Below are 14142 nucleotides of genomic sequence, written 5' to 3'. Positions count from 1 at the left end.
GAATTTGTAGCAGACAATATTATTATACATTGAACAAAATAGGCAGGTCATAATAAATGTGTAAGTTGGCCTTAATATATTTTTAAATGCTTGAATCTATCAATTAAGTAAAGTATTGTATTGAATTATTACAAATAACTACCAGATTGTACACTTAATATAAGGTATAGAGCTAGTGAGGCTATTTACTTCCAAAAGTCGACATTTGATTGGCGTGGATATTTGTGCCACTTCAGTAAAGTTGGTTGACATACAGCGTCAGCAAGGCATGTTCCACCTAAAATCTTATGGTATTGAAAGACTACCGGAAGGTATCGTGGTCGATAAGATTCTAGTAGATACAGAAGCTGCCGGTAATATTATAACGAGCTTGGCAAGACGCTGCCAAGTCGCGGGTAGCAATGCTGCGACCGCTGTTTCTGGCTCTGCAGTGATTACTAAAATCATCGATATGGATATGACACTCAGCGATGTAGAGCGTGAGGCGCAAATACGTTTGGATGCCGACCAATACGTGCCTTATCCATTAGAAGACGTCAATCTAGATTTTGAAGTATTAGGACCGTCTTTAGTTAGTGAAGATATGGTTCAGGTGTTGCTTGCTGCTTCTCGTTCAGAAAACGTCGACCAACGTGTTGATGCTTTAGCCTTTGGTGGCCTACAAACGAAAGTCATGGATATCGAGTCTCATGCAATCGAGCGTGCATTTGGATTGATGGTAGATAGCCTACCAAATGTACCAGAACTAGTAGCGTTGGTAGATATTGGCCATAATCAGACCACGTTATATATCGCTAAGAATGGTGAGTTTATTTATAGTCGTGAGCAGTTATTTGGCGGCGCTCAGCTGACCGAGGCAATACAAAATCGCTATGGCCTATCAGCAGAAGAAGCGACACTAAGTAAACGCGAACGTACCTTACCTGATGACTATTATCCTGAAGTACTAACCCCTTTTATAGAAAATACCATTCAACAGATTACTCGCTCTTTACAGTTTTATTTCTCATCAAGTCAATATAGCAGTATCGATCATGTTGTGCTTGCAGGAGGCAGCAGTTCTATTGCAGGTCTCGCTGGTATGGCACAACAAAAGCTGGGTGTAACTGTTAGTGTTGCCAACCCTTTTACCAATATGACTATTGCACCAAATATCGATAATGAGCAACTGGCGGTTGATGCGCCAAGCTTAATGGCTGCATGCGGTCTTGCGTTAAGGAGCTTTGACTAATGGCTCGTATTAACCTTTTACCTTGGCGACAAGAAGAGCGTGAACGTCGTAACAAAGAGTTTATGACATTGATAGTGGCGGTGACATTAGTGACACTATTAGCAGCCTTCGCTTCATGGAGTTATTTCAATAATGAACTTGATGAGCAGCTTGATGCCAACGCATTGATCGAACAAGAAAACACTCGCTTAGATACAGCATTGACCGAAATTGACAGTTTAGAACAGCGCCGTGAAGACATTATTTCACGCATGCAAGTCATTCAAGATTTGCAGGGACGACGTCCTGTGCCTGTACGTTTATGGGATGATTTGGCAAAAGCTATTCCACCAGCACTTTATCTAAACAACCTTAAACGTGAAGGTGATACGCTAACTTTGACAGGCTTAGCGGACAATCCAAATATTGTGTCCAGCCTGATTCGTAACCTTGATAACAGTAAATGGATGGGCAACTCAGCAGTAAGTAACATTCAACAGAATATTAGCGCTTATGAGGCTGCTCCAGCCCTCAACAATACGGTTAATACTGGTGAGCAGGCGCGACCTGTTTATCCTGAAGACAGTTACGTACAGTTTGTAGTAACGACTAGAGTACAATCGGAAACTCCGACTGCTGCTGACACCGATACTGGTCTAGGAGGAGCGTTATGAAGCTTATCCGCAAAAAGAGCCTCTCTAAAACCAAAAAAATCTGCTTTAAAGCCAAAAAAAGCAATTCGATTTAAATGAGTTTCGCCGTAGTTTTGAGTCGCTAGATTCAGAAAACTATGGCAGTTGGCCATTACCTGTAAAGGTGACAGTGATTGGTCTTATCATTACCTTCATCGCAGCGTTGTCATGGGCATTACCCATCAGCAGCAAAATTGACGAGATTAATGCGGCTGAAAGCCAGCAGCAGACCTTGCTCGATAGTTACCGCGAAAAAGAGTCGCGCGCTCGTCATTTAAAAGCGTATCAAGCGCAAGTTGTCCAAATGGAAACTGAGTTTAATACTTTGTTGGATCAGTTGCCAAAAGATACGCGTGTGTCAGAATTGGTAGAAGGCATAAACATGACAGGCGTTGGTAGCAATATCCGTTTTCAGGATATTTCAGTAGAGCCTGAAATTGAAAACGAATTCTTTATTGAGCAGCCAATACGTATTGCAGCTTTGGGTGAATACCATCAGTTTGGTAGCTTTATCAGCGGTCTTGCCGCACTGCCTCGAATTATTACGATGCACGATTTTGAAGTCAGCAATCCGCAGCCTACATTGGATGTTTTGCCAGAGCTTAATTTAGTCTTGCAAACTAAGACTTATCGCTCTAAAGAAGCGGCTCCTGAAGGTGATGCAGCCGCTGCTACTGATGCAAATGCAGGAGCAACTAATGAATATTCAAAGAATGCCCATGCTACTGGTTTTAAGTGTCGCTGTTTTATCTATGACTGGGTGTAGTGACCGTATAGGTATGGCAGAGCAGGCAATGACCGATATCCGTAATCAGCCTGCACAGCCTATTGAGCCGCCGCCTAAAGCCGAGCTGGTAGAGGATTTTGTATATAGCGCTAGTTCGCAGCGTAGTCCATTTTTACCACCGAGTTTAGTCAATGTGCAAGGCCCGACCACTCCTATAGATGGTGTAAGACCAGATATCAACAGAATCAAAGAACCGCTTGAGCAGTATGAATTGTCGCAATTGGTCTTTCGAGGTGTGGTGATTTCGCCCGAAGGTCAGCGATATGCATTGATACAACGTCCCGATGGTTCGGTTGCCAGTGTTAAAGTAGGCGATTATCTTGGATTGAATGACGGCCGTATTGTTGAAATCACGCCGACCCAGGTTAACTTGATTGAAATTGTGCCAGATAGCCGCGCAGGTTTGTGGAAAAACCCCAGTCGCTGCTATCCCCTATAAGCTAAGTCGGCAGATTTTTTGAGGAATAAATAATGACAGTACGCAATAACAAGGTAATGATGATGAGCAACCGCATGTCTTCTGCTTTTGCCATTTCAGCACTGGCAGTCAGTATGGTGGCTGTAACTAATAGTGCTCATGCTGCACAGCGCATCGATAATGTCTCTGTAGTGCAGACCGCACCTGCAGTGACGCAAATGCGTTTGGGATTTACAGGATTGCCAGTATTGCCTGCAGCCTATCAGCTTGATGACCCTAGTCGCTTAGTCCTAGATTTCGAACAAGTACAGAATGGGCTTGCTAGCCGCTTTAATGAATATAATATCGGTGCGATTAATGACGTTACTACGCTAAGTAGTGACAGTACCACGCGCCTCATTGTTGGTTTGAAAGAGTCAGGCAATTATACGACAGCGATTGAAGGCAATGATTTATTGCTAACCATCACTGATCCTAATCGTCCTGTCATTACCAGCGACCCGATTCAAGATGTTCTCAATAACAATAACAGTATGACAACGACCGCTGTCATTACGCCTATTGTTGAGAGTTCTACCGTACCAGTGGCGCCTGTACGTACCACAAGCAAGGTTGTTGTAAAAAAACGAAGTACCAGCTGATACGATGGTGGTCAGAGTCAATCCGCTTTTGAACCCTCAATTGGCAGCTTCACAAGTAAGCAAGCAGTATAGCTATGATGGGTTAAGCGCAGTCAATTTTTCAGCAGACAGTGATGGTGGCGGTAATGTCAGCATGGTACTGGCCAACGAAGCTATTCCAGTAGATGTGCAGCGCAAGGTAATAAACTTGTCGTACGTTTGACTGGTAGTACGGTTCCGAGAAACTTATTGCGCCGATTGAATATTAACAGTGGTCTTGTTGGTAGTATTGATACCAAAAACCAAGGACAGAATGGCGTCGTTACCATTAACATGAATGACGATTATGAGTATCAAGCCTACCAATCAGGTAACCAGTTAAATATTGGTATTAAAAAGCCTGAGTTGTTACGTGAGCCGACGCTGGAAGAAAGAGTCTATAGTGGCGAACCGCTATCTATGGAATTCCAAGATGTTGAGGTTCGTAGTGTCTTAGATATTTTGGCGCAGTTTACTGAGATGAATATCGTGGCAAGTGACTCTGTTGCTGGCAACATCACCCTGCGTTTAATCAATGTTCCTTGGGATCAAGCCCTCGATATTATTTTGAAAAGCAAAAACTTAGGCAAGCGTGAAAATGGTAATGTGATTTTGGTCGCACCTTCTACTGAGCTCGCTGAGCAAGAAGCACGTGAACTAGAAGCACAGCAAGCTGTTCAATCTTATGCACCTCTGCGTACTGAGTACATTCGTTTAAGTTATGCAAAAGCACAAGATGTCTTAACGCTTATTTCGCAAGGTAGCGGCGCGACTGGTAATAGTAGTGGCCTCGCAAATCGTGAGGATAATAATACGTTGTTATCCAATCGTGGTACGGTAACGGTTGATGAACGTACCAATACTTTGATTATCAAAGACGTTGCTGACAGTATCGAAAACATTCATAAACTAATCAGCAAAATTGATATTCCTGTTCGTCAGGTCATGATTGAAGCACGTATCGTCAGTGCAACTGATAGCTTCAGTAAAGAGATTGGTGTTCGTTGGGGTATCTTGTCAAATGGTGCGGCCAACAACCGCAGCTTATTGGTTGGCGGTAGTGATCAAACCTTATGGGATTTGAAAGATTTTGATGTAGAAACGACGACCGTTAATGGTCAAACCGTTTCTTATCCTTCTTATGACATTAGTCGTCCTGATAACTTAAACGTCGACTTAGGCGTTTCCAACCCAGCAGGTAGTATCGCCTTTGGTTTGCTCAGTATGTCTGATGTGATGCTAGATCTTGAGCTGTCAGCACTGCAAGCGGATAACCGTGGTGAAGTTATTTCTACACCTAAGATTTTAACCGCAGACAAGCAGACAGCAAAGGTCTCTTCTGGTACTCAGATTCCTTATCAAGAAGCATCAGCCAGTGGTGCGACGACAACCAGCTTTAAAGAGGCTGCATTAAGTCTAGAAGCGACACCAAACATCACACCTGATGGCAAGATTGGTTTGCAATTGGTCATTACCAATGGCACACCGACTATCATTAATAATCAGGTTGCCATCTCTGAGGATTCTATATCAACCAACGTTATTATTGAAGATGGTCAGACAGTCGTACTGGGCGGCGTCTTTAAAAACCGTACCAATAACGAAGTAACTAAGGTCCCTTTCTTAGGTGATTTGCCTTATATTGGTCGTGCTTTCCGTAAAGATGTACGAAGCAACGACAAAGAAGAGCTACTTATTTTCGTAACTCCGAAGCTTATTAATGATGGTACGAGTCGTCTGAACTAGTCCTAAAGCGGTTAGCTAGTTGCTAAAAAAGTAAGCCCTAGTGCTTACTTTTTTATGCGCGAGATTAGTGGTTTTCGTATTGTAATATCTATGTATGTACCGATGAGTAGTGTGCTCTAAATTTTACTCACAATAATCACGCTCATTACTAGCCAGAATAACAATGACGTTGTATCATACCTAATTTAGCTGAGTAAGTATTATGGGGCAGGAATTACCGTCGGTGTTTTTAGTGGGTCCGATGGGAGCAGGGAAGACGACAATCGGAAAACTGCTTGCCAAGCAGTTAGGTCGCACTTTTGTAGACAGCGATTGGTATATTGAATCGCAGACGGGTGCCGACATTGCTTGGATATTTGCCAAAGAAGGTGAAGCAGGTTTCCGTGAGCGTGAAACGCGTGCCATTGATGAATTGACCCAAAACTCTCAAATCGTATTGGCGACCGGTGGCGGTGCAGTCATGTGTGCTGAAAACCGAGAGTTTCTAAAACAGCGTGGCATCGTCGTTTATCTTAATGCACCTGTCGAGGTGCAACTGGCACGTACCTCTAAAGACAAGTCTCGACCATTATTACAGCAGCCTAATCCTAGAAAAATACTGCAAGAGTTATATAGTGCACGCGATCCACTCTATCGCCAAGTCGCCCATATTACTATGCCTACTGGTCACACGTACCCACGCCACATGGTCAATCAATTGATGCAGCAGCTAGAATCATTCGTCGATTGCACTACCGACGCATCGGCGCACCAAGAAGACTAGCAATAGACTGGCAACTACGATTGATAAACAGACTCAATTACTTTTACCTCATCGAAAATGCTTTAGGAGTAACACATGGTAATGCCGTTTCATGAAGGCCTAATAGTTCATACGCAAAGTCATGATTATCCTATTGTCATTACTGAACAATCTACGGCTGAACATAGCAGTATGGCGAAGCAAATCGCACCTTATATCAGTGGCCGGCAGGTACTGATTGTTACCAACGATACAATTGCACCTTTATACTTAAAAGCACTAGAAGATGAGTTAGTAGAGCAATTTATGGTAAAGGTGTGCGTACTGCCAGATGGTGAGCAATACAAAAATCAGGCAAGTATTGATCAGATTTATGATGCGCTGATGACAGAGCACTTCAATCGCGATGTGACACTTATTGCCCTTGGTGGTGGTGTAGTCGGAGATATGACTGGTTTTGCTGCTGCTAGCTTCATGCGTGGTGTAAATTTTATCCAAATTCCAACGACGCTACTGTCACAAGTAGATTCTAGTGTTGGTGGTAAAACGGGCATCAATCATGCGCAAGGCAAAAATATGATTGGCGCATTCTGGCAGCCACAAATGGTGCTCGCTGATATGAGTACGCTTAAAACGCTGCCTGCACGTGAGCTGTCAGCAGGAGTCGCTGAAATTATCAAGTATGCGCTTATCATGGATGAAGCATTCCTGACATGGCTTGAAGAGAATTTAACTGCAATGATGGCGTTGGATCTGGCAGTACTTGGCGAAGCCGTGAAGCGCTGCTGTCAATACAAAGCAGATGTGGTCGCTCAAGACGAAAGAGAGTCAGGTGTGCGTGCCTGTTGAACTTTGGGCATACGTTTGGTCATGTGATCGAAACCCATCAAGGTTACGGCAATTGGTTGCATGGTGAGGCGGTAGCGGCGGGCATGATGCAAGCAGCTGAGCTATCGCAAAAGATTGGCTGGCTAACTGATGATGAAGTTATACGTATTAAGCGTGTTTTAGAATTGGCAAACTTACCTATTACGCCACCAGCTATCGATGTAGACACTGCTCTAGATTTAATGGGCCACGATAAAAAAAGTGAAACACGGACAAATCCGCCTAATTTTGTTAAAATCAATTGGCGATGCGGTAATGACTAATGAGTTTGACGGCGAACTATTGCATGAAGTTTTGTCAAAACATAGCGCGTAACGTCTCAAGAATTTATCGTTTATATATTTATACTAAAATCTCGTACTTATAGCCAACTGGTTAGCTGTACCTCTGTTTAAATAAGCATTTATATCATGCTGTAAAACATGTGTTTACCAAGGACCGCCTCATGGCAACATCAAAAACAAAAACGCGTACTGCTAGCCAATCATACAGTCGTCAAGCACTGATTTGGCTAATAGTGACCCTACTTTTAGGGGTGGTCACAGCGTTAGTATGGATGTTTAGTCAAACGCCAGCCATGGGTGCCAAAATTGAAAATGCACCAATATCAGCGCCAGAGATTTTGAATGAAGAGTTTGAGCAACCACTAAAAGTCGAATCGCTGCATGAGCTAGATACGGATGTACAACCGATTAACTTTGATGCAACGATTCGAGATTTGCGCGATTATCCTGATGAGTTTAAAGACAAGCGTTATCTGCTAGCTAACAAAGGCAGGTGGACTGTTCAAGTAATGAATGTCTCTGAAAACGATGTGATTGTTAGTTACTTAGAAGGCCGTCAAGATCGTGATAAATTTGCTTATTTCCGTTATCTTGATGATGAAAAACAAGTCCGTTATATGCTGACTTATGGGATTATGAGTAGCCCGCAAGAAGCAGTAGGAGCCGCAAAGCTAATAGACTTTAAGCTACCTACAAACGTACGTGTACTGCCAGAAGAGATTAATCGGTATGTCAGTATCATTGATAATTATGAGCGTCCTGATCCAGTAAAAGATCTAAGTACGAAACGTACACGTGCCGTCGATTTGAGACCTACTAAGCGTGAAGTGCCTGCTCGTTTGCAAGAAGAAGCTGATGATGCCGCTGCTCAAGCAGCTAGTGCTAACAGTAATCGAGGTAACCAAGAAAGCAACAATAGTAGCAGTACTCAAGAGAGTATTCGTCAGTCGGTAGATACTTCTGCCACGTTGTCTGTTAGCGAAGAGCGTACAGTTGGTGGGGAGACGAAAACAATATCTGAAGCATCGCCAAAAGAAGAAAACAACACAAGTAAGCCTGCGCCAGAAAACAAAAAGCCTGCGGCACCGGCGGAGAACTCTACTAGTAAGAAGCCACCAGTCGTGCCAACGCCTAAACCCCCTAGTAGCACAAACAATAATTCAAATGCTAATGGCAAAAGTGCTAACGCTAATCCTCCCAAGAGTAATAGCGATAGTATAAAAGCGCTAATAGAAGACAAGAGTAATTAGTTTTTGTCTGATTAATTTAACCCACTAGCTATTTGGTCAGTGGGTTTTTTTAGCGTTATACGAAATCATTCCATCGTCATAATAAGCGGTAAGCTACTACTGTTAAGTATTATCAAAGCCTTTTGCTAACTGTCATTTATATGGTTCGCATTAAAATTTTAACAGCAGTTTTATTTGTCCTATAACCAATAGTAATAAGTCCTCTTACAATTTATGGCTAATGAATCGATAGAAAAGACTAGATTTTTCGACAATCATTAACTAATATAACTGTGGGCGACGTTCTGTATAGTTATCGTAAAAAAATGTCTATTTAACAACTATTTAGTGGTTTTTTCTTAGTTTTTAGAGTTCTTTACTAAATATTATTGTCTCAAGCGCGGTTACTTACTATCCATAATTAGGTTATCGTAAGTGACGCAACCTCTCTTATTGTCACTTTTTTTAGGGTAAACAAAGTGCTTGAATACAGAGCGTCAGATATTCAAGATAAACAAGTGCACTGTTATTAAGTTATTTTATGCTTAGCTTTAAATGCTAGACATGACAACATAACAAATGATGCTTAAATGAATGGCATTAGATATCACTGATTGAGTAACTGGCATTTAAGGGCGTAGATTCTCCCGTTGCCAAGGCTGCTACTTACTATCTTTTGATACACGGACCATATGTCAAGACATCAGCTAATGACCAGGAGGGTCAAGGGTTTTACTTTCTCTTAAAGTATGATGTCTATCGAGCATTGCGCTATTTGCCAATTCGAACACACGAATATCCACTATCAGCCGTTCTGCTTACGGGTACCAACTTATACTCCGCATTGGAAATGTAAGTTGCCCGTCTACTTAAAAGGACAAGCTATGTCAATGATTTCCTCACAAACACACCTGGCCACGCCAGATGATTTTTCTGATAATTGCGGTTTTGGCCTAATTGCCCATATTGAGGGTGAAGCGAGCCATGATTTGGTAAAAACTGCCATTCATAGTTTAAGTTGTATGACACATCGCGGCGGCGTTGCTGCTGACGGTAGAACTGGTGATGGTTGTGGCTTACTATTAGCCACGCCTACTGATTTCTTTAAACAGATTGCTGACGAGCAGCAATTTGCCATTACGGACAACTTTGCTGTCGGTATGGTGTTCGTGAATTTAGATAGCGATAAAGCCAAGCATGGCCAACAAGTATTAAGCGAAGAGATTACCGCCCAAGGATTAGAAGTGGCTGGCTGGCGCAATGTACCACTTGACTTGAGTATTGTTGGTGAGATTGGTCGTGAGACATTGCCAGACTTTAAGCAAGTGTTCGTTAATGCGCCAGATGATCTAGCTGCTGATGACTTCAACCGTAAGCTGTTTGTTGCACGCAAAAAAAGCAGAGCAGCGTTTGACGGATGATGAGCTATTCTATGTCTGTTCATTGAGTTGTCAGACCATTATTTACAAAGGTTTGGTAATGCCTTCAGACTTGCCAGCATTTTTCTTGGATTTGCAAGATGAGCGTTTGGCGTCACATATCGTAGTATTCCATCAGCGTTTCTCAACCAATACATTACCGCGCTGGCCACTGGCACAGCCGTTTCGTTATCTTGCGCACAATGGTGAGTTAAATACCATTACAGGCAACCGCAACTGGTCTAAAGCCCGTACGCCAAAGTTAAAATCAGACAAACTGCCTAACTTGAATGAGCTGACACCACTTGTAAATAGTACTGGTTCAGATTCATCAAGCTTAGATAACATGCTTGAAGTACTTATGTCTGGTGGTATGAATCTGTTCCATGCAATGTCTATCCTGGTACCGCCAGCGTGGCAGAATGTTGATAGCATGGATATGGATCTACGTGCGTTTTATGAGTTTTACTCACAGCATATGGAAGCGTGGGACGGTCCAGCAGGTCTAGTCATTCAAGATGGACGCTATGCGGTCTGTATGCTCGATAGAAACGGTTTGCGCCCGTCACGTTGGGTAACCACCAAGAACGGCTATATCACTGTTGCGTCAGAAGTGGGTGTTTGGGATTATGAGCCACAAGATGTACTGGCAAAAGGTCGCGTTGGACCTGGTCAAATGCTGGTCATTGACACGTTGACTGGTCAAATTCTAGATACGACAGCTATTGCAACTTTACTAAAAACGGCGCATCCATATCGCAAATGGTTGCGTGAAGAAGCAACGCGTGTTCGTGATGATGAACGTCTAGAAGAGACGTTGGCAACGCAAGCGTGCCGCGGTGATAAGCTCAAAGCGCTACAAAAGATGTATCACATCACCAATGAAGAGCGCACAGAAATCATTCGCCCTAATGCTGAAAATGGTCAAGAACCAGTCGGCTCAATGGGTGACGATACGCCAATGGCTGTACTGTCGCAGCAAATTCGCCATGTCGGTGATTTCTTCCGTCAACAGTTTGCACAGGTGACCAATCCGCCAATCGATCCATTACGTGAATCAATCGTAATGTCGTTGCAGACCTGTTTAGGCGCTGAGACTAACGTATTTGCGCCATCTGCAAGAGACGCTCATCGTATTATTTTGTCATCGCCAGTATTGTCAGCCAGCAAGATGCAGCAGCTTGAAACTTTGGATGATCCAGCATTCAAGATGGCTCGTATTGATCTGAACTATGACCGTACTTTAGAGCTATCTGATGCTATCGTGGCTATTTGTGAGCAAGTGGCAGATAACATTCGCTCAGGTAATACATTGATTGTCTTGTCTGATAAAGATATCGATGCAGACAAAGTACCCGCCAATGCCATTATGGTTACTGGTGCTGTGCATCATTATCTAATCGCGCAAGGTATCCGTACTGATGCTAACTTAATCATTGAAACAGGTCTTGCCCGTGACTCGCATCAAATAGCAGTATTGATTGGCTTTGGTGCAACTTGTGTATATCCATATCTGGCATATGATGTTATCGATGATTTGGTCGCGACTGGTGAGCTACTTGGTGATCCGATTCAAGCCCGTGTTAATTTCCGCAAAGGCTTGGATAAAGGTTTGCTAAAAATCTTATCAAAAATGGGTATCTCTACCATTGTGTCGTATCGCGGCGCGCAGTTGTTTGAAGCAGTTGGCCTCTCAGAAGAAGTCGTCAATTTGTGCTTTAAAGGCGTACAAAGTCGAATCAAAGGCGCTACCTTTGCAGACCTTGCTGCTGATCAAGCTCAATTGGCTGCCAATGCATTTAAGCGTCGTGCCCCTCTAGATCAAGGTGGTCTGCTCAAGTTTGTTTTCAACAAAGAGTATCATGCCTTTAACCCTGACGTGATTAACAGCCTGCATACGGCAGTACGTACGGGCGATTATGAGAATTATCAGAATTATGCCAATCTAGTAAATAGCCGCCCAGTCGCGACTTTACGTGACTTGTTGCAACTGAAAACCGACAACAGTATCGATGTCAATGAAGTGGAAGATATCTCTGAAATCTTGACGCGTTTTGACTCAGCTGGCATGTCACTAGGCGCGCTATCTCCTGAAGCGCATGAGTCGATTGCGATGGCTATGAATACCATCGGTGGTCGTTCAAACTCTGGTGAAGGCGGTGAAGATCCTGCACGTTATGGCACATTGCGCAACTCGAAGATTAAGCAAGTTGCCTCTGGTCGTTTTGGGGTCACACCTGCCTACCTTCGTTCCGCTGAAGTCATGCAGATTAAAGTAGCTCAGGGTGCCAAGCCTGGTGAAGGTGGACAGCTACCTGGTGGTAAAGTCAACGCGCTGATTGCACGCTTGCGTTATTCAGTACCAGGTGTGACTTTGATTTCGCCGCCGCCGCATCATGATATTTATTCTATCGAAGATTTGGCACAGCTGATTTTTGATTTGAAGCAAGTCAATCCAGATGCACTGGTATCGGTTAAATTGGTCTCACGTCCAGGTGTTGGTACGATCGCGACAGGCGTTGCAAAAGCCTACGCCGATTTGATTACTATCTCGGGCTATGACGGTGGTACGGCAGCGTCTCCGCTATCGTCTATCCACCATGCAGGCTCACCATGGGAGCTAGGTTTGGCTGAGACTCACCAGTCTCTACGAGTGAATGGGTTACGTGATAAGGTACGTGTCCAAACTGACGGTGGTCTAAAAACAGGATTGGATGTAGTAAAAGCTGCTATCTTGGGTGCAGAGAGCTTTGGCTTTGGTACCACGCCGATGATTGCAGTTGGTTGTAAGTACCTACGTATATGTCACTTGAACAACTGTCCGACAGGTGTTGCTACTCAAAAAGCCAAGCTGCGTGATGAGCATTTCATTGGCGAAGCAGAAATGCTGATTAACTTCTTTAAGTTTGTCGCAACTGAGACGCGTGAGTGGTTGGCAGCGTTAGGTGTTCGTAGTATGGAAGAGCTGGTTGGTCGTACTGACTTGCTCGATATCTTAGAAGGTAATACGGACAAGCAGCGTCATCTTGATTTAACACCATTGCTATTTAGTCACCCAGCCAGTGTGGGCAAAGCACAAACTTGTCAGGTTGAGCGTAATGAGCCGTTTGATAAAGGCTTGCTTGCTGAGCAGATGATTCGCGATATGCTCGTCAATATTCGCCAAGGCTCAGGCGGCGATTATAGCTATTTCGTTGGTAACTGTGACCGCTCTATCGGTGCTCGTATTTCTGGTGAGATTGCGCAAGTCTGGGGCAACCTTGGCATGAGCGATATGCCAATCAAACTTCGTTTAACTGGTACTGCAGGACAAAGTTTGGGTGTGTGGAATGCTGGCGGTTTAAATATCGAGCTTGAAGGCGATGCCAATGACTATGTAGGCAAAGGTATGGCAGGCGGTGAGATTGTGATTTATCCGCCAAAAGACTCAAACTTTATAGCACAAGAAACAGCCATCATCGGTAATACCTGTCTCTATGGTGCAACTGGCGGTAAGCTATATGCTGCCGGTACAGCAGGTGAGCGTTTTGGCGTTCGTAACTCTGGCGCACACGCAGTCATCGAAGGCACAGGCGACCATTGCTGTGAGTATATGACTGGCGGTATCGTCACGATTCTGGGCCGTACTGGACTTAACTTCGGTGCTGGTATGACGGGTGGTTTTGCGTATGTACTCGATATGGAAGGCGACTTCTTTGACCGTTGCAACCATGAGCTAATCGATCTAAACCGTATTTCAAGCGAGCAAACAGAAGAGCATCGCATTCATTTGCAACAAGTGATTGAAGCTCATGTAGATAAAACAGGCAGTGCATGGGGTCAGACAATTCTGAATGACTTTGAGCACTATGTTCGTAAGTTCTATTTGGTTAAGCCAAAAGCGGCGAACATTGCAAGCCTTCTTAAAACTACCATGGCCGACCCACAATAGCCGATACGTAACTGCCTATCGTATCAATGGAATGCATTGATGGATTGTATTGATGGATCGGCAGTCGCTTTAATCAGGTTAGCCAGCGTTCCGTTTTTAGAGACGTTTTTAACTCACAGGTTTTCAGCAGGTACGTGA

General features: G+C 43.8%; 8 protein-coding genes and 3 pseudogenes. All 11 read left to right on the top strand.

Annotated elements, in window-relative coordinates:
* The first annotated feature begins 175 nt into the window (after positions 1-175).
* The 11 genes and pseudogenes from pilM to gltB all read left to right on the top strand — a co-directional run bounded on the left by pilM (position 176) and on the right by gltB (position 14004).
* The gene (gene pilM / locus TT11_RS13860) at positions 176-1231 is read left to right on the top strand and encodes a type IV pilus assembly protein PilM (RefSeq protein WP_101204296.1); all 1056 of its coding nucleotides are present in this window, start codon (positions 176-178) and stop codon (positions 1229-1231) included.
* Positions 1231-1884 carry a PilN domain-containing protein gene (locus TT11_RS13855; RefSeq protein WP_261870877.1) on the top strand — a complete coding sequence of 218 codons (654 nt, stop codon included), beginning with the start codon at positions 1231-1233 and terminating at the stop codon, positions 1882-1884. The genes pilM and TT11_RS13855 overlap by 1 nt, the downstream gene beginning before the upstream one ends.
* Positions 1881-2668, top strand: a pseudogene (locus TT11_RS13850) (type 4a pilus biogenesis protein PilO). The gene TT11_RS13855 and the pseudogene TT11_RS13850 overlap by 4 nt, the downstream one beginning before the upstream one ends.
* Complete coding sequence (locus TT11_RS13845; RefSeq protein ID WP_261870875.1) at positions 2655-3128, top strand: pilus assembly protein PilP; 474 nt, start codon at positions 2655-2657, stop codon at positions 3126-3128. The pseudogene TT11_RS13850 and the gene TT11_RS13845 overlap by 14 nt, the downstream one beginning before the upstream one ends.
* Positions 3129-3160: 32 nt before the next feature.
* Positions 3161-3748: an AMIN domain-containing protein gene (locus TT11_RS13840; RefSeq protein WP_261870874.1), complete on the top strand. Its 588-nt coding sequence runs from the start codon at positions 3161-3163 to the stop codon at positions 3746-3748.
* Between the two features lie 4 nt (positions 3749-3752).
* Complete coding sequence (locus TT11_RS13835; protein WP_261870873.1) at positions 3753-3950, top strand: hypothetical protein; 198 nt, start codon at positions 3753-3755, stop codon at positions 3948-3950.
* On the top strand, positions 3947-5512 hold the full coding sequence (locus TT11_RS13830) for a type IV pilus secretin PilQ (RefSeq protein ID WP_261870872.1): 1566 nt from the start codon (positions 3947-3949) through the stop codon (positions 5510-5512). Before TT11_RS13835 ends, TT11_RS13830 begins: the two co-directional genes overlap by 4 nt.
* 202 nt (positions 5513-5714) lie before the next feature.
* The gene (gene aroK, locus TT11_RS13825) at positions 5715-6275 is read left to right on the top strand and encodes a shikimate kinase AroK (protein WP_261870871.1); all 561 of its coding nucleotides are present in this window, start codon (positions 5715-5717) and stop codon (positions 6273-6275) included.
* A gap of 81 nt (positions 6276-6356) precedes the next feature.
* Positions 6357-7457: pseudogene (gene aroB, locus TT11_RS13820) on the top strand (3-dehydroquinate synthase).
* Between the two features lie 130 nt (positions 7458-7587).
* Entirely contained in the window at positions 7588-8676 is a 1089-nt protein-coding gene (locus tag TT11_RS13815; protein ID WP_261870870.1) for a hypothetical protein, read from the top strand.
* An 863-nt stretch (positions 8677-9539) separates the two neighbouring features.
* Positions 9540-14004, top strand: a pseudogene (gene gltB, locus TT11_RS13810) (glutamate synthase large subunit).
* Positions 14005-14142 lie beyond the last annotated feature (138 nt).

This window comes from Psychrobacter sp. JCM 18901 (assembly GCF_000586435.1).
Lineage (GTDB): Bacteria > Pseudomonadota > Gammaproteobacteria > Pseudomonadales > Moraxellaceae > Psychrobacter.
Note: the sequence above shows the minus strand (reverse complement) of the source record. Positions and strands in the feature narration are given on the sequence as shown.

What these genes read in the sequence shown, in the direction of transcription:
- TT11_RS13855 (WP_261870877.1), top strand. Translation starts at nt 1,231, where the DNA reads ATGGCTCGTATTAACCTTTTACCTTGGCGACAAGAAGAGCGTGAACGT.
- TT11_RS13845 (WP_261870875.1), top strand. Translation starts at nt 2,655, where the DNA reads ATGACTGGGTGTAGTGACCGTATAGGTATGGCAGAGCAGGCAATGACC.
- TT11_RS13840 (WP_261870874.1), top strand. Translation starts at nt 3,161, where the DNA reads ATGACAGTACGCAATAACAAGGTAATGATGATGAGCAACCGCATGTCT.
- TT11_RS13835 (WP_261870873.1), top strand. Translation starts at nt 3,753, where the DNA reads ATGGTGGTCAGAGTCAATCCGCTTTTGAACCCTCAATTGGCAGCTTCA.
- aroK (WP_261870871.1), top strand. Translation starts at nt 5,715, where the DNA reads ATGGGGCAGGAATTACCGTCGGTGTTTTTAGTGGGTCCGATGGGAGCA.
- TT11_RS13815 (WP_261870870.1), top strand. Translation starts at nt 7,588, where the DNA reads ATGGCAACATCAAAAACAAAAACGCGTACTGCTAGCCAATCATACAGT.